General features: G+C 73.4%; 17 protein-coding genes. 3 read left to right on the forward strand and 14 right to left on the reverse strand.

Annotation, left to right across the window (positions count from 1 at the left end):
- The first annotated feature begins 21 nt into the window (after positions 1-21).
- Entirely contained in the window at positions 22-1,452 is a 1,431-nt protein-coding gene (locus tag AC3RJ8_RS11735; RefSeq protein ID WP_489712796.1) for a nicotinate phosphoribosyltransferase, read from the forward strand.
- Between the two features lie 44 nt (positions 1,453-1,496).
- On the opposite strand, the gene AC3RJ8_RS11740 is transcribed toward AC3RJ8_RS11735, so the two are convergent.
- On the reverse strand, positions 1,497-2,969 hold the full coding sequence (locus AC3RJ8_RS11740; protein ID WP_489712797.1) for a non-reducing end alpha-L-arabinofuranosidase family hydrolase: 1,473 nt from the start codon (positions 2,967-2,969) through the stop codon (positions 1,497-1,499).
- A gap of 209 nt (positions 2,970-3,178) precedes the next feature.
- Between AC3RJ8_RS11740 and AC3RJ8_RS11745 the strand changes: the two genes are divergently transcribed.
- Entirely contained in the window at positions 3,179-3,733 is a 555-nt protein-coding gene (locus AC3RJ8_RS11745; RefSeq protein ID WP_489712798.1) for a maltokinase N-terminal cap-like domain-containing protein, read from the forward strand.
- 50 nt (positions 3,734-3,783) lie between these two features.
- On the opposite strand, the gene AC3RJ8_RS11750 is transcribed toward AC3RJ8_RS11745, so the two are convergent.
- The 9 genes from AC3RJ8_RS11750 to AC3RJ8_RS11790 all read right to left on the reverse strand — a co-directional run bounded on the left by AC3RJ8_RS11750 (position 3,784) and on the right by AC3RJ8_RS11790 (position 13,840).
- Positions 3,784-5,571, reverse strand: coding sequence for a DEAD/DEAH box helicase (locus AC3RJ8_RS11750; protein WP_489715629.1), 1,788 nt, complete (start codon positions 5,569-5,571; stop codon positions 3,784-3,786).
- A gap of 74 nt (positions 5,572-5,645) precedes the next feature.
- Positions 5,646-5,966, reverse strand: a complete 321-nt coding sequence (locus AC3RJ8_RS11755; protein WP_489712799.1) for a DUF3039 domain-containing protein — start codon at positions 5,964-5,966, stop codon at positions 5,646-5,648.
- Between the two features lie 71 nt (positions 5,967-6,037).
- Positions 6,038-6,820 (reverse strand): glucosamine-6-phosphate deaminase, encoded by a 783-nt coding sequence (gene nagB / locus AC3RJ8_RS11760; RefSeq protein WP_489712800.1) that lies wholly within the window; start codon positions 6,818-6,820, stop codon positions 6,038-6,040.
- Positions 6,821-6,885: 65 nt separating this feature from the next.
- A complete protein-coding gene (locus tag AC3RJ8_RS11765) occupies positions 6,886-8,241 on the reverse strand; it encodes an extracellular solute-binding protein (RefSeq protein ID WP_489712801.1) in 1,356 nt (451 codons plus the stop codon).
- Positions 8,242-8,295: 54 nt separating this feature from the next.
- On the reverse strand, positions 8,296-9,294 hold the full coding sequence (locus AC3RJ8_RS11770) for an ROK family protein (RefSeq protein ID WP_489712802.1): 999 nt from the start codon (positions 9,292-9,294) through the stop codon (positions 8,296-8,298).
- Between the two features lies 1 nt (position 9,295).
- A complete protein-coding gene (locus AC3RJ8_RS11775) occupies positions 9,296-10,195 on the reverse strand; it encodes a carbohydrate ABC transporter permease (RefSeq protein ID WP_489712803.1) in 900 nt (299 codons plus the stop codon).
- On the reverse strand, positions 10,192-11,133 hold the full coding sequence (locus AC3RJ8_RS11780; RefSeq protein WP_489712804.1) for a carbohydrate ABC transporter permease: 942 nt from the start codon (positions 11,131-11,133) through the stop codon (positions 10,192-10,194). The genes AC3RJ8_RS11775 and AC3RJ8_RS11780 overlap by 4 nt, the downstream gene beginning before the upstream one ends.
- Positions 11,134-11,231: 98 nt before the next feature.
- Positions 11,232-12,572, reverse strand: coding sequence for an extracellular solute-binding protein (locus AC3RJ8_RS11785; RefSeq protein ID WP_489712805.1), 1,341 nt, complete (start codon positions 12,570-12,572; stop codon positions 11,232-11,234).
- 116 nt (positions 12,573-12,688) lie between these two features.
- Entirely contained in the window at positions 12,689-13,840 is a 1,152-nt protein-coding gene (locus AC3RJ8_RS11790; RefSeq protein ID WP_407318521.1) for an ROK family transcriptional regulator, read from the reverse strand.
- 188 nt (positions 13,841-14,028) lie between these two features.
- On the opposite strand from AC3RJ8_RS11790, the gene AC3RJ8_RS11795 reads away from it, so the two are divergent.
- Complete coding sequence (locus AC3RJ8_RS11795) at positions 14,029-14,991, forward strand: DUF4349 domain-containing protein (RefSeq protein WP_489712806.1); 963 nt, start codon at positions 14,029-14,031, stop codon at positions 14,989-14,991.
- Positions 14,992-15,001: 10 nt separating this feature from the next.
- On the opposite strand, the gene AC3RJ8_RS11800 is transcribed toward AC3RJ8_RS11795, so the two are convergent.
- From AC3RJ8_RS11800 to AC3RJ8_RS11815, 4 genes are read right to left on the reverse strand one after another with little or no spacing between them, the layout of a single operon-like run.
- Entirely contained in the window at positions 15,002-15,403 is a 402-nt protein-coding gene (locus AC3RJ8_RS11800) for a RidA family protein (protein ID WP_489712807.1), read from the reverse strand.
- On the reverse strand, positions 15,400-16,560 hold the full coding sequence (locus AC3RJ8_RS11805; RefSeq protein ID WP_489712808.1) for a type III PLP-dependent enzyme domain-containing protein: 1,161 nt from the start codon (positions 16,558-16,560) through the stop codon (positions 15,400-15,402). The genes AC3RJ8_RS11800 and AC3RJ8_RS11805 overlap by 4 nt, the downstream gene beginning before the upstream one ends.
- Positions 16,557-18,167, reverse strand: a complete 1,611-nt coding sequence (locus AC3RJ8_RS11810) for an N-acyl-D-amino-acid deacylase family protein (protein ID WP_489712809.1) — start codon at positions 18,165-18,167, stop codon at positions 16,557-16,559. The genes AC3RJ8_RS11805 and AC3RJ8_RS11810 overlap by 4 nt, the downstream gene beginning before the upstream one ends.
- A complete protein-coding gene (locus AC3RJ8_RS11815; RefSeq protein WP_489712810.1) occupies positions 18,164-19,945 on the reverse strand; it encodes a beta-N-acetylhexosaminidase in 1,782 nt (593 codons plus the stop codon). The genes AC3RJ8_RS11810 and AC3RJ8_RS11815 overlap by 4 nt, the downstream gene beginning before the upstream one ends.
- Positions 19,946-19,958: the final 13 nt, after the last annotated feature.

The raw sequence follows: 19,958 nt of genomic DNA on the forward strand, positions 1-19,958 counted from the left end.
GCCGAGCCCTACGGTAGGGGAATGAACGACGCGTACCGGGGCGACGGGGCCTCGTCGCCCGAGTCCCTCGTCTCCCCGCTGTCGCTGCCGGCCGCGCCGTTGCCGACGCTGCGACCGTCGCTCTCGCTGCTGACGGACCGGTACGAGCTGACGATGCTGCAGGCGGCGCTCGCCGACGGGACCGCGCACCGGCACTGCGTGTTCGAGGTCTTCACCCGCCGGCTGCCCGCGGGGCGCCGGTACGGCGTCGTCGCCGGCACGGGCCGGGTGCTCGAGGCGCTGCCCGCCTTCCGGTTCGGCGACACCGAGCTCTCCTACCTCGAGCAGGCGGGTGTCGTCGACGAGCGCACGCTCGACTTCCTGCGCAGCTACCGGTTCACCGGGACCATCACCGGCTACGCCGAGGGCGAGACGTTCTTCCCGGGCTCCCCCGTGCTGCAGGTCGAGGGCACCTTCGCCGAGGCCGTGCTGCTCGAGACGCTCGTGCTCGCGATCCTCAACCACGACTCCGCGATCGCCTCGGCGGCGTCCCGCATGACGAGCGCCGCCGTCGACCGGCCCGTCCTCGAGATGGGTTCGCGCCGCACCCACGAGCAGGCCGGCGTCGCCGCCGCCCGGGCCGCCGTCGTCGCCGGCTTCACCGGGACGAGCAACCTCGAGGCGGGCTTCCGCTACGGCCTGGACACGATCGGCACGGCCGCGCACGCCTTCACCCTGCTGCACGACGACGAACGCGCGGCCTTCGCCTCCCAGGTCGAGGCGTTCGGGCCCGGCACGACCCTGCTGGTCGACACCTACGACGTCGCCCGCGGCGTCGAGCGTGCCGTCGAGGCCGCCGGCCCCGGGTTGGGAGCCGTGCGGCTCGACTCCGGCGACCTCGGGGCGCTCGCCGTGGAGGTGCGCGAGCAGCTCGACGCGCTGGGCGCCACGGAGACGAAGATCGTGGTCACCTCCGACCTCGACGAGCACGCGATCGCCGGTCTGGCCGCCGCGCCGGTGGACGTCTACGGCGTCGGGACCTCCCTGGTGACCGGCTCGGGCGCGCCGACGTGCGGGATGGTCTACAAGCTGGTCGCACGGACCGACTCGACCGGCGTCATGCACCCGGTCGAGAAGGCCTCGAGCCGCAAGTCCAGCCGCGGTGGGCGCAAGGCTCCCGCTCGGCGCCTGGACGACCAGGGGCGCGCCCTCGAGGAGGTGCTCGTCACCGGGCCCGACGAGGACGTCGTCGCCTGGGAGCCGGACGGCTCCGACGGCGACGACGGCGGGCGGTTGCGTCGCCTGCACGTGCCGCTCGTGACCGACGGCGCGGTGGACTCCCGCTGGGTCGGTGCCTACGGCGTGGCGAACGCCGCCACGCAGCACCGCACGTCGCGCGCGGAGCTGCCGCGCGGTGCCCGGCGGCTGTCCCACGGTGACGCGGCGATCCCGACCGTCGAGCTGACGCTCTGACGGGCGCGGGCGGCCGGAGCCGCCCGCGCCCACCGTGCCGGAGGTCAGTCCCGCAACGTCAGCAGTCCCGGTCGGTACGGGAGCAGGCCGTAGTCCACCCCGTCGGAGCCGGGGTGGCGACCCTGGTACAACAGCTGCAGGTTGCACGGGTCGACCGTCATCGTCTGGTCGGCGCTGCTGCGGATGAGCTCACCGTGGCTGATGTCGTCCGTCCAGGTGGCGCCGCTGTTGGCGCGTCCGGCGAACGGGTCGGCCTCCGTGGCGGCCTGCGGCGTCCACTGCCCGTCGAGGCTGTCGGCGGTGAACGAACGGAAGTAGCGGCCGTTCGCGCCGATCGCCTCGACGATCATGAGGTACTGGTCGCTGCCGTCGACGGTGTACACCTGGACGGCCTCGAACAGGTTGTTCGTGGTGTCGCTCATGATGACGTCGTACGACGACCCGAAGTTGCCCGGGAAGTCGCCGATCGGCATCCGGGACCGGTAGATGTTGCCGTTGTCGCCGGCGAAGAACAGGTACATGTGGGTCTCGTCGGCGATCAGCGCCTGGTCGATCGGACCGGTGCCGGAGTTCTGGATGGACCCGGTGAACAGCGGGCTCGGCTGCGACCAGCCGTTCGCGTCCGTGGGGTCGTCCGACGTGCGGTAGATGAACGGCCAGGCTCCCCACTGGTAGGCGAGCACCCACGTGTCCTCGGGCTCGAAGTAGAACAGCGACGGCGCCACCGTCGGCGACTTCATGCCGTGCTGAGCGGCGGAGCCCATCTGGGACCAGTCCCCGAAGACGTCGAAGTTCATCGAGCCCCACGAGTCACCGAAGTCGTGGGTGGTGGCGTAGACGAGGTGCCCGCCGTCGTAGGGGGCGGTGGTGAAGTCCTTGAGCGACGCCCACCCCGGGCCCGGCTGCGCGAGCGGACCCGTGGAGGACCATTCGTACGACGACGGCAGCTCGCAGGCGGAGCCCCCGCCCGTCCCCCCGGCCACGCGGACGTCGTCGATGCGGAAGTCGTCGGTGCCGCTGGTCGTCTCGACGTACAGGGTCGCCGACTCGAGCGATCCTGACCAGGACACGGTGGCCTCGCCGGTGAGCTCCGTCCAGCTTCCCGGGCTGACGCCGCCCTGGGCGAGCGTGACGTAGTCGGTCGTGCCGCCCGCCGTGACGCTCAACGTGACCTTGCCGTCGGGGGTCCCGGTCTCTGTCCGCATCCAGACGCTCGTGGAGTAGGTCGCTCCGTTCGACAGCGCGGCGGTCACGTCCTGGGCCGGACCGTTCCAGGAGGCGCCCCGGCCGATGGACCGCAGCGCCATGCTGCCGTCGTGGACGGGGTACCAGCCGGGCTCCACCGCACCGTCACCGAACGCCGTCCAGCCGTTCGTGCCGTCCTCCATGTCTCCGTTGCTCACCAGGTTGACACCGTCGTCGGCGACGGCGGGCGCCTCGGTCTGTGCCGCGAGCATCGGGGCCAGCACCAGCGCGGCGGCCATTCCCAGTGCGAGGCGGGCTCTGGACCTCTTCATCCTTCACTCCTCCTGGTTCGGGGCCACGTCGTCGTGGCCCGTGATGTGATCGCTAACATCCTGCCCCGACGGCCGCCCCGAACGGCGGAACCGAAACGTTTAACGTTCAACCTGAGACAGGATCTCGTGTGCGGGAGCCTTCCCGGGCGGCGCTGCCCACCTCGGCGCGCCGGGCGGCGGCATAGGGCGGCGGCATAGGGTGGCTGGCCATGGCGATCCTCCACCAGGCAACCATCGTGCCGAGCAAGCGCGAGATCCTCGCGGGCTGGCTGCCCGACCGGCCGTGGTACCCCGGAGGAGAGGTTCAGACGATCGGCGGGTTCCGGCTCGACGACCCTACCGGGGAGGTGGGTGTCGAGCTGCTGCTCGTGCGCGCGGAGGACGGCAGCGTCGTCCACGTCCCGTGCACCTACCGCGGCACCGCAGCACCCGAGCTCGCCCACGCGCTGGTGGGCACGGCGGAGCACTCCGTCCTCGGCACCCGCTGGGTCTACGACGCCACCGCGGACCCCGTCTACCTGACGGCCGTGCGGCAGGCGATCCGTACGGGCCCGGCGCAGGCCGCGGAGACGGTGCACCACACTGACTGGACGGTCGCTGCTCGAACCCCCACGATCCAGGCCCAGCGCCTGGCAGGCGACCCGGCCGACGACGCCACCGTCCGGACCGTCCGGCTGCCGCACGCGCCGGAGCCCGAGGTCGCGACACTGGTCGCATGCTGGGACGGTCAGGACGCGCCGCTGGCGGTGGCCGTCCTCGACTGAGCGGCATGGTGCCCGCCGCGCACCCAGCAGCGCGGTTCGCGACGGGCGGCCTACTTCTTGCCGACGAACCAGCCGCGCACCATCTCCACCCGCTCGGCGAGCTGGTCGGCCGTGGCGAGCGGCACCTCCGGTCCCCCGCACCGCCGGCGGAGCTCCGTGTGCACCGAGCCGTGCGGGCGGCTGGACTTGCGCGCCCAGGCGGAGACCAGCTTGGACAGCTCCTTGCGCAGGGCGGCGGCCCGGCGGTGCTCCTGCTCGGACTGCTCGAGCGCGGCCTCCGACGCCGTCGCCCCGGCCCCGGACCGACCGCTCGCCTGGGCGGCCTGGCGCTGCCGCAGGAGCGTGGTGACCTGGTCCGCGTCGAGCAGCCCGGGGATGCCCAGGAAGTCCTGCTCGGCCGCCGAGCCGATGTCGCCCCCGGTGCCGAACTCACCGCCGTCGAACAGCACGCGGTCGAAGGACGCCTGGGCCTCGAGCGCCTCGAAGGATCCGGTGAGCTCCCCGGAGGCCTTCTCCTCCTTGTTCGCCGCGGCGAGCAGCGCCGCCTCGGGGTCGTACTCGATCCCCTGCTCCTCGGCCGTCTGGGGCCGGTCGAGCGCGTGGTCCCGCTCGATCTCCATGCCGTTCGCGAGCTCGAGCAGCAGCGGCACGCTGGGCACGAAGATGGAGGCCGTCTCACCGCGCTTGCGGGCACGGACGAACCTGCCGACCGCCTGGGCGAAGAACAGCGGCGTGGACGTGCTGGTGGCATAGACCCCGACGGCGAGCCGCGGCACGTCGACGCCCTCGGAGACCATACGGACGGCCACCATCCAGCGCTGCGAGCCCGCCGCGAACTCGTCGATGCGGGCGCTCGCGCCGTCGTCGTCGCTCAGCACCACGGTGGGGCTCTGCCCGGTGACGCGGGCCAGGTGCCCGGCGTAGGCGCGGGCGTCGGTCTGGTCGGAGGCGATGACCAGCCCGCCGGCGTCCGGCACGGCGCGGCGGACCTCCGTCAGGCGCTTGTCCGCCGCGGCGAGCACGGACGGGATCCACTCGCCGTTCGGGTCGAGGGCCGTGCGCCACGCCTGCGCGTGCATGTCCTTGGTCATGGCCTCGCCGAGACGCGCCGAGACCTCGTCGCCGGCCCGGGTGCGCCACCGCATCTCGCCCGAGTACGTCATGAAGAGCACGGGCCGCACGACGTGGTCGCGCAGGGCCTCGCCGTAGCCGTAGGTGTAGTCGGCCTTGGAACGCCGGATGCCCTCGTGGTCCGCCTCGTAGGTCACGAACGGGATGGAGGCCGTGTCGCTGCGGAACGGGGTCCCGGTCAGGGCCAGACGGCGCGTGGCGTCCTCGAACGCGTCGCGGACGGCGTCACCCCAGCTCAGCGCGTCGCCGCCGTGGTGCACCTCGTCGAGGATGACCAGCGTGCGGGCCGCCTGCGTGCGGGCGCGGTGCAGCGCCGGCTTGGCCGCCACCTGGGCGTAGGTGAGCGCGACGCCGTCGTAGTGGGAGCCGTGCCGACCCTGCGAGTTCTTGAACGACGGGTCGATCCGGATGCCGACCCGGGCCGCGGCGTCCGCCCACTGGTGCTTGAGATGCTCCGTGGGCGCGACGATCGTCACACGGCGGACGACACCCGCCTCCAGCAGCTCGGTGGCGACCCGCAGCGCGAACGTCGTCTTGCCGGCGCCGGGCGTCGCGACGGCGAGGAAGTCCCGCGGCGAGCGCTCGTGGTACAGCTCGAGCGCCTCGGCCTGCCAGGCACGCAGGTTGGACGCGGTCCCCCACGGCGCCCGGCGCGGGTAGGCCGGGCTGAGGTGGGAGGCGGCGGAGACCGACGGTGACTGCGGCAGTGGCTTGGCAGGTTCCTGCGGCTCGAAGGCGGCTTCGAAGAGGTCGACGGACTCGGGCTCAGGGAGCGACGCACTCACGTGTCGGAGTCGCCGTCGCCGTCCTTGCCACCGTCCTGCGGTTCGCGCAGACCGTCGTAGATCTCCTTGCAGACGGGGCACACGGGGAACTTCGACGGGTCGCGGCCGGGGACCCACACCTTGCCGCAGAGGGCGATCACGGGCTTGCCCGACATCGCCGAGGCCATGATCTTCTCCTTGCGCACATAGTGCGCAAACCGCTCGTGATCGCCCGGCTCCGCGGCCTGCTCACGGGTGTCCGGCCGTTCCAGCACGCTGGTGCCCGATCCGGTCTCCTGGGCAGGATCCGCGGGTGGGGTGGAGAGGGGCTCGCTCATGGCTCCATCCTACGTGCCGGCCACCGACACCGACGGCGCGGCCGACGGCAGCAGGACCGCTGCGGGGCGTGTCACAGGCCCTGCCAGGACGGCTTGGACGCGTACGTCTGGCGGTAGTACCCCGCCAGCTGCAGGCGTGACGCCGCCGCCTCGTCCACCAGCACCGTGGCGTGCGGGTGCCACTGCATCACCGTGGCCGGCCACAACGCCGAGACCGGGCCCTCGACGAGCTGATGCACCGCCTGCGCCTTGTGCCGCCCCGTGGCCAGCAGCACCAGGTGCCGGGCCTCCATGATCGTACCCAACCCCTGCGTCAGGCAGTGCCGTGGCACCTGGTCCACGTCGTCGTCGAAGAACCGAGCGTTGTCCACCCGCGTCTGCTCGGTCAGCGTCTTGATCCGGGTGCGCGACGCCAGCGACGAGCCCGGCTCGTTGAACCCGATGTGACCGTCCGTCCCGATCCCGAGGAGCTGGAGGTCCACGCCGCCGGCTGCCGCGATCGCCTCCTCGTAGGCGGCGCACGCCGCCGGCAGGTCGTCGGCGAGACCGTCGGGACCGTTCACCTGGCCGGCGGGCCAGTCCACGCGATCGGCGATCTCGGTGGCGATGACGTTGCGGTAGCGCTCGGGGTGATCGGCCGCCAGCCCGACGTACTCGTCGAGCATGAATCCTCGCGCCTGGGCGAACGACAGCCCTTCCGCGTCGTGACGCCGGGCCAGCTCGTCATACACCGCCAACGGGCTCGACCCCGTCGCCAACCCCAGCACCGGCTCCGCCCGCGAACCCAGCACCCCCTCGACCGCATCAGCAGCCAGCACCGCCAGCTCCCGCGCCGGAGCGATCACGACCTCCATCGAACCATCCTTCCAGTCAGGCTTGCAGTCCACCCATCGGGTCCGTACGGACGACGGGGGCCGGCTCATTCCTCCTCGACGGTCCCGTCGAGGAGCGGGGTGATGCGGGCGTCGTACTGCTGGGCGAGCGCGGGGACGCTGCCGCCGCGCGCGATCTCCTTGAACAGCTCCTCGTAGATGCCGCGGGCCTCGATGTCGGCCCAGCCCGGTGCGGGTGGGGTCAGCTTCGACGCCTCGGCCGTCTTGACCAGCGTGCGTCCGAACTTGTCCCCGGTCATCAGCTCGGTGAGCTCGGTGTTCGCCGGCCCGAGCCCGGCCTCGGCGAGCATCGTCTGGTACTCCTCCGAGTACACCACCCGCAGCAGGTCCTCGGACAGCGCGACGTTGCGGGTCAGCGCGGAGACCGCCATGTTGGATCCTCCGGCGAAGACCGGCGCCACACCGCCGTCCACCCCGGGCAGCGCGAAGATCCCGAACTTGTCGGTGTCGGCCATGCCGTCGCGGACCTCGGCACCGTCGTCGTCGCGCACGATGTCCCCGACCGACCATCGGGCCCACGACGGCGCCATCATGCTGGCCGCCGCGGGCTCGCCGGTCGCCAGCCCGTCGTTGATGAAGTCCCAGTAGTCGACGTCCACCTCCGTGGCGGGCAGCTGGGACGCGCTCTCGTAGATGTCCTGCCACTCCTCCAACCCGCGGATCGTGTTCGGGTCGGACAGCGTCGAGACCCAGCGTTCGCCCTCCTTGACGGCGAGCTCGCCGCCGTGGGCGAACACCCACGAGATGCCGTTGCGCCAGTCCTGACCACCCATGGCGAAGCCGGCCTGGTTCCCGTCGCGGAGGTCCTTGACCGTCTCGCCGAACTCCTCGAGCGTGCGCGGCACCTCGGCTCCGGCCGCGTCCCAGACGTCCTTGCGGTAGAAGACGTAGCGCGAGCCGAAGTAGTACGGCAGCGCGTAGACGGTGCCGTCCACCGAGCCCGCCTCGACGAACGACGGCAGCAGGTCCTCCCCGCCGAGCTCCTCGTAGAGCGCGGGCGAGATCGCGCGGAACGCCCCGGCGTCGGCGAACGTCGGCGCCTGGGTGTTGCCCAGCTCGACGACGTCCGGCGTCGCTGCCGGGTCGACGAGCGAGGACTCCAGATCGTCGACGAGGGTGCCCCACTCCTTCTGCTCGATCGTCAGCGTCGCACCCGGGTTGCGCGCCTCGAACGTCTCGACGAGGTGCCGGCGCAGGTCTTCCCCGGTGTCGGCGCCGACGAGCCACAGGACGATGTCGTCCGAGCTCTCCGGGACGACCTCCTCGGGCCCGCACGCGGCCAGCACGGGGACGAGGGCGAGGCCTGCGGCAAGTGTGGTCGCGAGGGCCCTGGCTCGGGATGCAGCGCGTCGTCGGATCACGGTGGAGGTTCCTCTCGTCATGACGGGTGGGTCGGCGCGAGGATCGCCCGCGCAGGGCCCGGTGTGGTGGTGCGGCTATCCCGCCAGGTCGCGGGAGCGGGCACCGGCGCCTCGGCCGACGACGGCGGCACCGACGGCGCCGACGGCGACCCGCCCGGGCGCCAGGCGCACCCGCCCCGGCAGGTCCAGCGAGCGCAGGAACGCCGACGCCGCCGACTCGTCGTCCAGCGCGTCGCGGACGACGTCGAGCAGGGGCTGACCGAGCTGGGACACGCCACCGCCGAGGACGACGTGCTGGACGTCGACGGTGAGCACGAGCATCCGGACGGCCGCGGCGACGGCTCGCGCGTACGTCGAACGAGCCGCCACGGCGTCGAGGTCACCGCGGGCGGCGGCTTCGAACAGCTCGACCGGCGCGGGCCGCCCCGTGGTCGTGGGCCACAGTGCGGTCACCGCGGAGCCCGAGGCGTACAGCTCCAGGCATCCCCGCTGCCCGCAGGCGCAGGGTGGTCCGGCCGGGTCGACGGGCACGTGCCCGATCTCCCCGGCGGCACCGCGGCTGCCACGCCGCAGGCGGCCGTCGAGGACGATCCCGGCCGCGAGCCCCGTGCCGAGCGCCAGGAAGGCGAGGTCGGTCGGCGCGTGCCCGACACCCTCGGCCTCGACGAGGTGCGCGGCGCCGACAGCGGCCACGTTGAGGTCGTTCTCGACCTCGACCCCGATGCCGCCGAGCCGTGCGGACAGGAGGGTGGAGAGCTCCAGGGGGGCACCGTCGACGCCGACGTTGACGGCGTGCCGCACGGTCCCCGCACCCGAGTCCACCAGGCCCGGTACCCCGACCCCGACGCCGGTCACGTCGCCGAACGGCACGCCCGCCTGGCGGACGACGCCCTGCACAGCGCCGACCGCGCCGTCGACGACCCCGACGGGTCCCCGGACCGTGGCGAGCCGGGTCTGTGCCAGCACCTCGCCGTCGCCGCCGAGGAGCACCGCCAGGGTCTTGGTGCCCCCGATGTCCAGGCCCACGCTGAACCCTGACAGCGCCGTCCGCGCCGTCGTTCTCGCGTCGCTCACGTCAGCCCTTCACCGCACCCGAGACCAGGCCGGACGTCATCCGCCCCTGCACGAACAGGAAGAAGACGATGACCGGCACCGCGATGAGGGTGGACGCGGCCATGACCTCGGCCCAGTTGATGCCCCGGTTCGCCGAGGCGGACAGGAAGCTGCGCAGCCAGATCGGCAGGGTCTGGGCCGACTCGGCCGGCAGGATCACGAGCGCTGTCGTGAACTCGTTCCACGCCTGCAGGAACGCGTACACGCCGGAGGCGACGAGGCCGGGGGCGAGCAGCGGGAAGGTGATCCGCAGGAACGCCTTCGGGCGGGACAGGCCGTCCACCATGGCGGCCTCCTCCAGCTCGATCGGCACACCGGCGACGAACCCGCGCAGCATCCACACGGTGAACGGCACCAGCATCGCGACGTAGAGCACGGAGATCCCGATGACCTTGTTGAGCAGCCCGAGGCTCGACATCATCTGGTACTGCGCGATGAAGAGCCCCTCGGCCGGGAGCATCTGGATGAACAGCACGGCCAGGATGAAGCTCGTCCGGCCGCGGAAGCGCCACCGGCTGATGGCCAGCGCGGCGAAGAACGCGAAGGCGAGCACCAGGGTGATCGTCAAACCCGTGACCATGAGGCTCATGCCGAGGGCGTTGAGGAAGCCCGAGTCGGTCAGCACCGAGGACAGGTTGGTCCACGTGAAGTCGGCCGGGAGGAAGTGCGGGGTCGAGCCGCCGAGGATCGCGTCCGGCGTGACGGCCGAGAGCATCATCCAGTAGACGGGGAAGACCCAGACCAGCGCGAGGCCGAGGCCCAGCGCGCTGAGCAGGACCTTGCCCGGCCGGAGCCGACGACGACGCAGCGGCGTGCGGTCGGCCTGGGCGGCCGGCGTGGTGGCTGTCAGGACGGCGCTCATGCCGCGTCCTCCTTCATGAGATAGCGCACGTACGGCCCCGCGAGCACCACCGTGAGCACCAGCACGAACAGGGAGACGGCGGCGGCGCCGCCGAAGTCCTGGCTGCCAACGCCGAGCTCGTAGATGTAGTTGCCGAGCAGGTTGGTCTCGGAGATGGGCGCGCCGGCGTCCTGCAGGAGGCGGATCTGGGCGAAGACCCGCAGGTCCCAGATGATCTGCAGCAGCAGCACGATCGCGATGACCGGACGGACGAGCGGCATGATGATGAGCCAGAGGATCTTGCGCGGGTTGGCACCGTCGATCCGCGCGGCCTCGAGGACCTCCTCGGAGACCTGGGTCAGCCCGGCGTAGATGGACATCGCGACGAACGGCACGGACATCCAGATGACGACGAACGACGCCACGAGGAAGAACGTCCAGACGTTGCCCAGCCAGTTGTAGGAGTCCATCTGCTCGGCGCCGAGCTGGACGAAGAACCAGTTGACCACGCCGGTGCGGTAGTCGAAGAGCCAGCGGAACACGGTGACGGCGGCCACGAGCGGGGTGGCCCAGGCCAGGAGCAGCGTGATCTGCATGGTGATGCGCACCCAGCCGTGCACCCCACGCATGAGCACGGCGAGGCCGAGCCCGATGCCGACGGTGAGCAGGGCGTTGACGAGGCAGAACGCGATCGACTTCGCCACGACCGCCCACACCTCGGTGTCGGTGAAGATGCGGGCGAAGTTCTCGAGCCCGACGAAGGCTGGCGGGGCGCCGAACTGCTGCATCAGGCCGTACTCCTGCAGCGAGGTGACGACCTGCCAGTACACGGGGTACCCGAGACCGACCAGGAGGGCCGCGACGGCGGGGATCAGCAGGAGATAAGGGGTGGCCGGCCTGCGCCGACGGCGGATCGCGATGCCGTCGGTGCCTGCGGTGTCGCCGGTGGTCGTGGTCATGCGGTCCTCCTTCCCGGGTCATGGGGCGGGCGGGGCGGCAGCCGTTCGGCAGCGCCGCCCCGCCCGTCGTGATCAGTCGGTCGTGCGGACGAGGACCGTCAGCCGGCCTGGCCGTTGAGCATCGGCGTGAGCTTCTCGTCGTACTCGGCGGCGAGCTCGGCCACGTCACCGCCCTCGGCGATCTTCTGGAAGAGCTCCTCGTAGACGAAGGCGCCCTCGACGGCGGCCCAGCCCGGCGCGGCCGGGGTGAGCTGGGAGGCCTCGGCCGTCGCGACGGTCACCTCGCCGAACGTGTCGGTCTCCATGATGCTGTTGAAGTCCGCGTTGGCCGGGCCGAGCCCGTTCTCCGCGAGCATCGTCTGGTACTCGTCCGAGTAGATGATCCGCAGCAGGTTCTCGGAGAGCTCGGGGTGCTGGGACTGGGCCGAGACGGCCACGTTGGAGCCACCGGCGAAGACGGGGGCGATGCCGCCGTCGAGACCCGGCAGGGCGAAGATGTCGTACTTCTCCGCGTCGGCCATGCCGTCGCGGACCATCTCGCCCTCGTCGTTCTCGACGAGCTCACCGATGGACCAGCGGGCCCAGCCCGGCGCCATGATCGTCGCGGCCTCGGGGGCCCCGCCGTCCTCGGCGTCGTTCAGGAAGTCCCAGTAGGCGACGTCACGCTCGGTCGCGGGCAGGTTCGAGGCGCCCTCGTAGACCTCCTGCCACATCTCCAGGCCGGCGACGGTGTTCGGGTCGGCGAGGGTGGAGACCCACTGGTCGCCCTCCTTGACCGCCAGCTCGCCGTCGTTGGCGAAGACCCAGGAGATGCCGTTGCGCCAGTCCTGGCCGCCCATCGCGAACCCGGACAGGTCGTCGGTGGTGAGCTCGGTGACGGCCTCGGTGAACTCCGGCAGCGTCTCGGGCATCTCGACGCCCGCCTCGTCCCAGAGGTCCGCGCGGTAGAACATGTAGCGCGAGCCGAAGTAGTACGGCAGCGCGTAGATCGTGTCGTCCACGGAACCGGCCTCCACGAAGGACGGCAGCAGCTTGTCGCCGCCGAGCTCCTCGTACAGCTCCGGGGAGATCTCGCGGAACGCACCGGCGTTGGTGAAGGTCGGCGACTGGGTGTTGCCGATCTCGACGACGTCCGGGGTGTTCTCGGCGTCGGGCAGCGCCGTGGTGAGCTTGGTGACCAGGTCGCCCCAGTCCTGCTCCTCGATGGTCAGCGTCGAGCCGGGGTTCTCCTCGGCGAACGTGTCCACGAGGTAGGTGCGCAGCTCCTCGGGCGTGTCGGCGCCGGCGACCCAGAGGGTGATGTCACCGGGCTCCACCTCGGCGCTGTCGGTGGTCTCGCCGTCCGAGGTGTCGGCCGGCTCGTCGGTGCCGCAGGCGGCGAGGGTGAGGGCGAGCGTGATGGTCGACGCCGCAGCGACGACGGTGCGTGTTCTCTTCACTGCTTCGGTTTCCTTCCAAATTGGGGTACGCGGGGGCCGGTACCAGGTGGCACCGGCTGTGGTCGGTCGATGGAGCTGGTCAGGGACTGCTGTCGAGAGCCGTGTCAGGAGTCATGTCAGGAGACTCCGAGCTGGGCGCCGAGGACGAGCACGGCGGCGCCGGCCAGCACGACGTCGTCGTCCAGCGACGCCATGCGCAGGTTGAGGCCGGCCGCGGTGGCCGGCATGGTCCGTGCGACGAGGGTCTCGTGGGCCGCGGCGCGCAGCGCCCCGGCGAGCAGCTCCGGCGGGCCGGAGAGCAGCACCTCGCCCAGGTTGAGCGCACCGACGACCGGTGCGAGCGACTTGCCCAGCGTGCGGCCGACGTCGGCCAGCACGGCGTCCGCCGCCGCGCGGTCGAGACCCTCGACGGCGCGTCGCAGCGCGGGCGCCGACAGCACCGTCTCCAGGCACCCCCGGCGCCCGCAGGCGCAGGGCAGGCCGTCGTCGACCGCGGTGACGTGCCCGAGCTCGCCGGCGGCGTCGGCGGAGCCGTGCACGCGCGCGCCGTCGACCATGACGCCGGCGCCGACGCCCTGCCCCACGGTGAGGACCAGCATCGAGTCGGCCGCTCCGCCGTAGGTGTACTCGGCGAGCGCCGCGGAGTTCGCGTCGTTGGCGACGTGCACCGGCAGCCCGAGCCGGTCGGTGAGGGTGGCCGCGAGCGGCAGGTCCCGCCACTCGACGTTCGGTGCCTCGACGACGCGCCCGGCGTGGTCGACGACACCCGGCGAGCCGATGCCCACCCCGATGACGGGACGCGTGGCAGCGGCCACCAGGCGGCGGGCGAAACGGGCGATCAGATCGACCAGGTCGTCGCCGCGGCGGTCGCCCACCTCGAGCTCCTGGCGGACGACGGCCTCGCCCGTGAGGGTCAGGACGGCACCGCGCAACACGGTGTCGTCGGAGAGGTCGACGGCGACGATCTGGTAGGCGTCCGTGCGCATCCCGACGAGGATCGCCGGCTTGCCCACCCGGCGCCCCGGCTGGGTGCCGAGCTCCTCGACGAGGTCCTCGGCCAACAGCACGCCGACCAGGTCCGAGATGGTGACGCGCGTGAGGCCGGTGGCCCGCGCGAGACCGGCGCGCGACGTGGGGCCCTCGTGGAAGAGGTGCTGGAGCACGAGCGAGCGGTTGTGGGCCCTCGCGTGCTCGGGCAGCACCTTCGAGGTGGCTCGCAGACCGCCACCCAGTCCCCGTCGGCTGGTGCGCGTCGTCGTCGTGGTCATGTTTGTTAGTAGAGCGTCTTAACAGACCCGTTGTCCATCGCCCGTTCGCCTTCGTTACTCGATCGTAACCATCGGTCGCCGGCCGCTCGTCCCACTGTCCGGGACGGAGGTCACGGTCGCGCCACGGTCCCATCACGATCCTGACCACGGCGCGCGTCGGGCCAGGTCAGCCACCTAGAGTCGGGGCCATGCCGATCCGATCCCTGCCTCGTCGCGCCGTGACCGCCACGGTCGCTGCGGTCCTCGCCCTCGGACTCGCGGGGTGCTCCGGCTCCGGGGCGGGGGACTCCGGCGACGCCGGCGCCGAGATGTCCGCGCAGGACTCCGCCGGGGAGGCAGCCGCCGTCGCGGAGGCCACCGCGGCGACCGAGGAGGACGACTCCGCCTCGTCGGTCGTCGACCGCGAGGTCGTCGTCACCGGCTACCTCTCGCTCGTGTCGGAACAGCCCACGACGACGGCGGCCGAGCTGGTCCGCCTCGTCGAGCAGGCCGGCGGCCACGTCGAGGAGCGCCACGAGAACCCCGGCGACGAAGACTCCCCCGGCTCGGCCAGCCTGACCGTGAGAGTCCCCGCTGACCGCACGTCGAGCGCCGTGGACGCGATCGGCGACCTCGGGACCGTCCAGGACGTCGAGCTGTCCAGCACCGACGTCACCAGCCGCGGCCAGGACCTGGACGCCCGCATCTCTGCGCTCACCACGTCGACCGAACGGCTCACCGAGCTCCTGGCCGCCGCCGGCTCCACCGCCGACCTGCTCGAGGTCGAGCGAGAGCTCTCCGAGCGACAGGCCGAGCTCGACTCCTTGGTCGCCCAGCGTGACGCGCTGAGCGACGAGGTCGCGATGTCCACCCTCCACGTGCAGATCGACGCGCCGGAGGCCCAGATCTCTGCCCCGCGCGGCGGGTTCACCGGCGGGCTGGCCACCGGGTGGGAGGCGCTCGTCGCCACGGTCGAGACCGTGGTGCTGGTGCTGGGGGTCCTGCTGCCGTGGCTCGTCCTCGCCGCCGTCGGCTACGTCCTCTACCGGCTCGTGCGCCGCCGCCGGGCCGGCTCGCCACGCGACCCCGAGGCCCGGCCGCGGGACGACGCACAGGACGGCGCGCACCACGGTGCGCAGGACAGCGCGTCGTCGGCGGACGACGGGCGCTGACCGGCGCCCCTCACGCCGTCACGGCGAACCCGTCGATCTCCACGAGCATCTCCGGGCGCGGAAGCCCCACCATCACCGTGGTGCGGCTCGGCAGCACCCCGGACGGGCAGTGCCGGGTCACGAAGGTCCCGTAGGCCTCGTTCATCGCCGCGAAGTGCTCCCGCGAGGTGAGGTAGACCCGCAGCATGACGACGTCGTCGAACGTCGCCCCGGCCGCCTCGACGATCGCGCGCACGTTCTCCAGGGTCCGCGTCGTCTGGGCGGCGACGTCGTCCGCGAACACGTACTCCCCCGTCACCGGGTCCACAGGACCCTGCCCGGAGACCTGCACGAACGGCCCGCGGCGCACCCCCTGGTGGAACGTGTGGGCGGGCGCGGGGGCGTGCGGGGTGGACACGGCGGTCTTGGTCATGGTTCCTCCGAGAAGTCGAACGTCAGGGTCTCGACCACCACGTCGGCGTCGGTGAGGACGCCGGTGCGGTACTTGTCGAACGTGGTACACGGGTGCGAGACGCCGAACCCGACGACGTCGCCCGGCGACAGGTCGTCGTCCGGCACCCGCAGGTAGGCGTGCTGGTCGTCGAGCGCGGTCACCCGAGCGTCCAGCGCTCGGGGGTCGGCGAGCCGGCCGGTGGGACCGGTCCCGCGGGCGACCAGCGGGACCGGCAGGTGCAGGTCGAACGAGACGTCGCGCCGTCCCAGCCCGCACACCGCCAGGCCGGGCTCGGGAGCCGAGAGCACGGCCGCCCACACGGTGATCGCCGGGCGCAGGGCCGCGACGCCGAGGCGTGTCCACGGGTCCGCGTGCGCGTAGTGACCGTGGTCGTGCGCGACGTAGGCCCCCGAGCGGACGACGACGCGGGCACCCGCCACCGCGGTGAGCTGCCGGACGACCACGTCGGCGAAGGCGCTGCCGCCCGCGGACAGCACGACGGGGCCGTCCACGAACGGCGCGACGGCGGCCCCGGCGTCGCGCAGGAGGCCGCACCAGCGCGCGACCGCGTCGAGCTCGGCCGCGGTCGTCCCGGACGCGACCGGGCCCTCGTAGCCGCTGACACCGACGAGCCGCAGCCCGGCGTCGACGACGGACCGGGCGAGCAGCAGCGCACCGTCGACGGTCCGGACCCCGGTGCGCCCGGCGGCGACACCCAGCTCCACGAGCACGCCGAGCTGCCGGTGCGTGACGCCGTCGAAGGCCCGCCGCAGCACCTCGACCCCGTGTGGGGAGTCGACGCAGACCCAGACCTCCTCGGCGGCGCCGGCGTCGAGCGCGGCGCGCAGCCGGGCGGCGTCCCGGGCATCGACCAGCTCGTTGGCGAGCAGGAGCCGCCGCGCGGTGCCCCACCCCAGCACGGTGCGCAGCTGCGCCGGGGTCGCGACGGTGGCGCCCCAGGCGCCCGCCGCGCGCTGACGGTCCCACAGCTGGCGCGACATGTGGGTCTTGACGTGCGGGGCGTGCTCGACGCCGGCCCGGGCCAGCGCGGCGGACGCGGTGGCGACGTTGTGCTCGACGGCGCTGCGCTCGAGGGCGAGCAGCGGCCACGTCCGGTCCGGGTCGTCGATCCTCATGACGGGCTCCTCTCGGTGGGGCGGGTGGCGGCCCGCAGTCCGCGGCCGGGACGGGCACCGGTCAGCTCACCGCCGGCGAGCACCGGCTCGCCGGCGACGAGCACGTCGTCGATCCCGACCGCGGGGGTCCGGGGCGCCTCGTAGGTGGCCCGGTCGGCCACGGCGTCAGTATCGACCAGCACGAGGTCGGCGACGGCCCCCGGCGCGACGCGTCCGCGGCCGGCCAGCGCGAAGCGTCGTGCGGCCCGACCCGCGAGGTGCTCGGCGGCGGCGTGCCACGTCCAGTCGCCGGTGCCTCGCACGCGCTCGGCGAGGAACCGGGCGAAGGCACCCCAGCCGCGCGGGTGCGACCGGCCCTCCGTGGCGGCCGCGCCGACGGGCTGGTAGATCGCGTCGGAACCCGCGAGGTGCCCGGGATGGTTCGCCAGCGTGCGCACCGCGGCGGCCGTCCCGGTGGGCGGCTGGGCGAAGACGCAGCTCGCCCGCAGCCGGGACGCCCGCAGGATGCGCAGCGCGGCCTCCGCCGGCGGCACGCCCCAGCGCGCGGCGACGTCGACCAGCGCCCGGCCCGCCACGTCGCCCTCGTGCGGGGCCAGCCCCGGCACCCAGGCGAGGGTGACGCGCGGCCAGAGGTCGGCCAGCCCGTCGAGGTGGGCGCGCAGCCGCCGGGCGTGGGCCGGGGCGTCGAGGGCCGCGGCGGTGGCGTCCGGGTCGGCGAGCGGCAGCCACGTCGGCAGGGCCACCATCGACAGCAGCGAGCAGCCCCGCAGGTACGGGTAGGAGTCGAAGGTGAGGTCGGCGCCGGCGGCACGGGCCTCGTCGAGCTGCGCGACGATCGGTGCCGCCGGGCCGTGCAGGTGCGACACGTGGGTAGCGGCGCCCGTCGCCGCGGCCAGCCGCAGCAGCTCCTCGAGCGCCGGGACGGCACGGTCCTCGTAGCCCCGCATGTGCGAGACGTGGGGCAACCCGTGCTCGGCGGCGACCGCGACGACGGCGCGCAGCTCGTCCTCGTGCGCCCAGGCCGCCGGGACGTACTCGAGGCCGGTGGACAGTCCCACCGCGCCGTCGGCGAACCCCTGGCGCGCCAGCGCCACCATCCTCGCCGTCTCGGCGGAGGTGGCAGGACGCCGGTCGACGCCCACGACGGTGCGGCGCAGGGTGCCGTGCGGCACCAGCGCCGCGACGCTCACCGGGGTCGTCCCGTCGTAGCCGGCAAGGAGCTCGGCGACGCTGCCGCCGTCGAAACGAGGGTGCTCGCCGTCGATGCCGGCGAAGTAGCGGCCCGCCCAGGCCGCGGAAGTCCGGTCCGACGGCGCGTACCCCACGCCGTCGGCCCCGGTGACGATCGCGGTGATCCCCTGGCGCAGCAGCGCGTGCTGGACCTCCGGCTCGAGCACGGCGGCGCCCCCGTGGACGTGGGCGTCGACGAAACCCGGCAGCACGAGGCGGCCACCGCCGTCGAGCACCGTCCCGCCGCGCCGGTGCGAGGACCGCACGACCGCGCGCACCCGGCCGCCGTCGAGGAGGACGTCCTGGGGGGAGGTGAGGCTGCCGTCGGGACGGGGCAGCACCACTCCCCGCACGACGTCCACCGTCCGGGCGCTCACCGGCGGGCCTCCGGCTCGGCGCCGTCCCGACCCGGGACCCAACCACCCATCCCGTCCCAGCCGGCAGCGGCACGCTCGGCCACGAGGTCCCGCGGGTGCCCGGCGACGCCCGGACGCCGTTGCCACGGGTGCGGACCCTCGGGCGGGCGGAACTCGACCCCGGCCGCCGCGAGGCGCGGCAGGTGCGCACCGTGCAGCCGGTCCAGGAACGCGGCGGACGCCGGGCCGCCGGGTGCGCGAGGCGCGGGATCGGTGGTCCAGACGGCCTCGGCGAAAGCCGCCAGCCGCGGGAACGCCGCATAGTCGACGCGGCGCGCGGAGTCGAGGTGCTCGGTCCACACCTGCGCCTGGGCGCCCAGCAGGCGGCCGTGCCGCTCGTCGTCCGGCACCCCGGGGCGGGCCGCGAGCGCAGCCGCCGGCAGCGGCTCGAAGCCGTACACGTCGGCCGTGGTGCGCACGAAACCGACCGGGACGGGCTCCTCCGGGTCGTCGGCGGCGCGGTGGTCGAGGTACACCTCCTGCTCGGGCGCCATGACGACGTCGTGGCCCGCCGCCATCGCGTCCAGCGCGACGGTGTGGCCACGCCAGCAGACGACGACGGCGTCGCGGGGCAGGTCGGGGCCGAACGCCTCGTCCCACACGACGGTGCGACGCCCCCTGGTGCGCAGGTGGTCGGCCAGCCGGGCGAGGAACCAGCCGTGCAGCCGGGCCACGTCGGGGCTCCCGTCCCCGCGGGTCAGACCGAGGCCGGCGGCCCGCTCCGCGAGATCCGGTCGCTCGCTCCACGCGGTGGTCGGCACCTCGTCGCCGCCGAGCGCCACGAACGGCGCGTCGAAGATCTGGCAGACCTCGTCCAGGACCCCGCGGAAGAAGGCCAGGGTCCGCTCGGACGGGTCCAGCACGTCCTCGCTGATGCCCCACGTGGTCGAGACCTCGTGGGGCCCGGAGCGGGCGGCGAGCTCCGGGTAGGCGGCGAGCGCCGCCGCGACGTGGCCGGGGACGTCGACCTCGGGGACGACCATGACCCCGCGCTCGCGCGCGTAGGCGACGATCTCGCGCAGGTCGTTGGCGCTGTAGCAGCCGCCGTGGGGCCGGCCGTCGAGCGTCCCGGTGCGCCACGTGCCGACGGTGGACTCGCGCCGCCAGGCACCGACCTGCGTGAGCCGGGGGTACCGCTCGATCTCGATCCGCCAGCCCTGGTCGTCGGTGAGGTGGAGCTGGAGCACGTTCAGGTGGTGCGCGGCGGCCAGGTCGACGAACCGCAGCACGTCCGCCGTCGGCAGGAAGTGGCGGGCGACGTCGAGCAGAACCCCGCGCCAGTGGTGGCGCGGGGCGTCGGTGACGCGCAGGGCGGGCAGCACAAGCGGGGTGGTGCCGGCCCGACGGAACGCGGCCGCGCCGCCGAGCTGCCGGAGCGTCTGGGCGGCGGCGAACGCGCCCGGCAGGTCGGCGGCGCGCACCTGCACGACGGCGGGGCTCACGTCGAGCGTGTACGCCCCGCCCGTCAACGTGTCGTCAAGGTCGAAGCGCACGCTCGCACCGTCATCGACGGGCTCGGCGGCGGGCTCGGCGGCGGCCGTCGTGCCGGGCGTCGGGACCAGCTCGATCCCGGTGCTCTCCTCGGTGACGCGGCGCCACCACCGCGCCGCGGGGGCGAGCAGCGGGTGCGTCGCGACGAGGGCGCCGGCGGCCAGGGCGTGCTCGCCCGGGTCGAGCGCCGCCGTCAGCGGTGCGGGGACGGTGGGGACCGGCGTCGTCGGCGGTGTGGCGTGGGGCACACCACGCACCCTA

Source organism: Isoptericola sp. MSGPD8_1_ISO-PGPR-S23-394 (assembly GCF_058072785.1).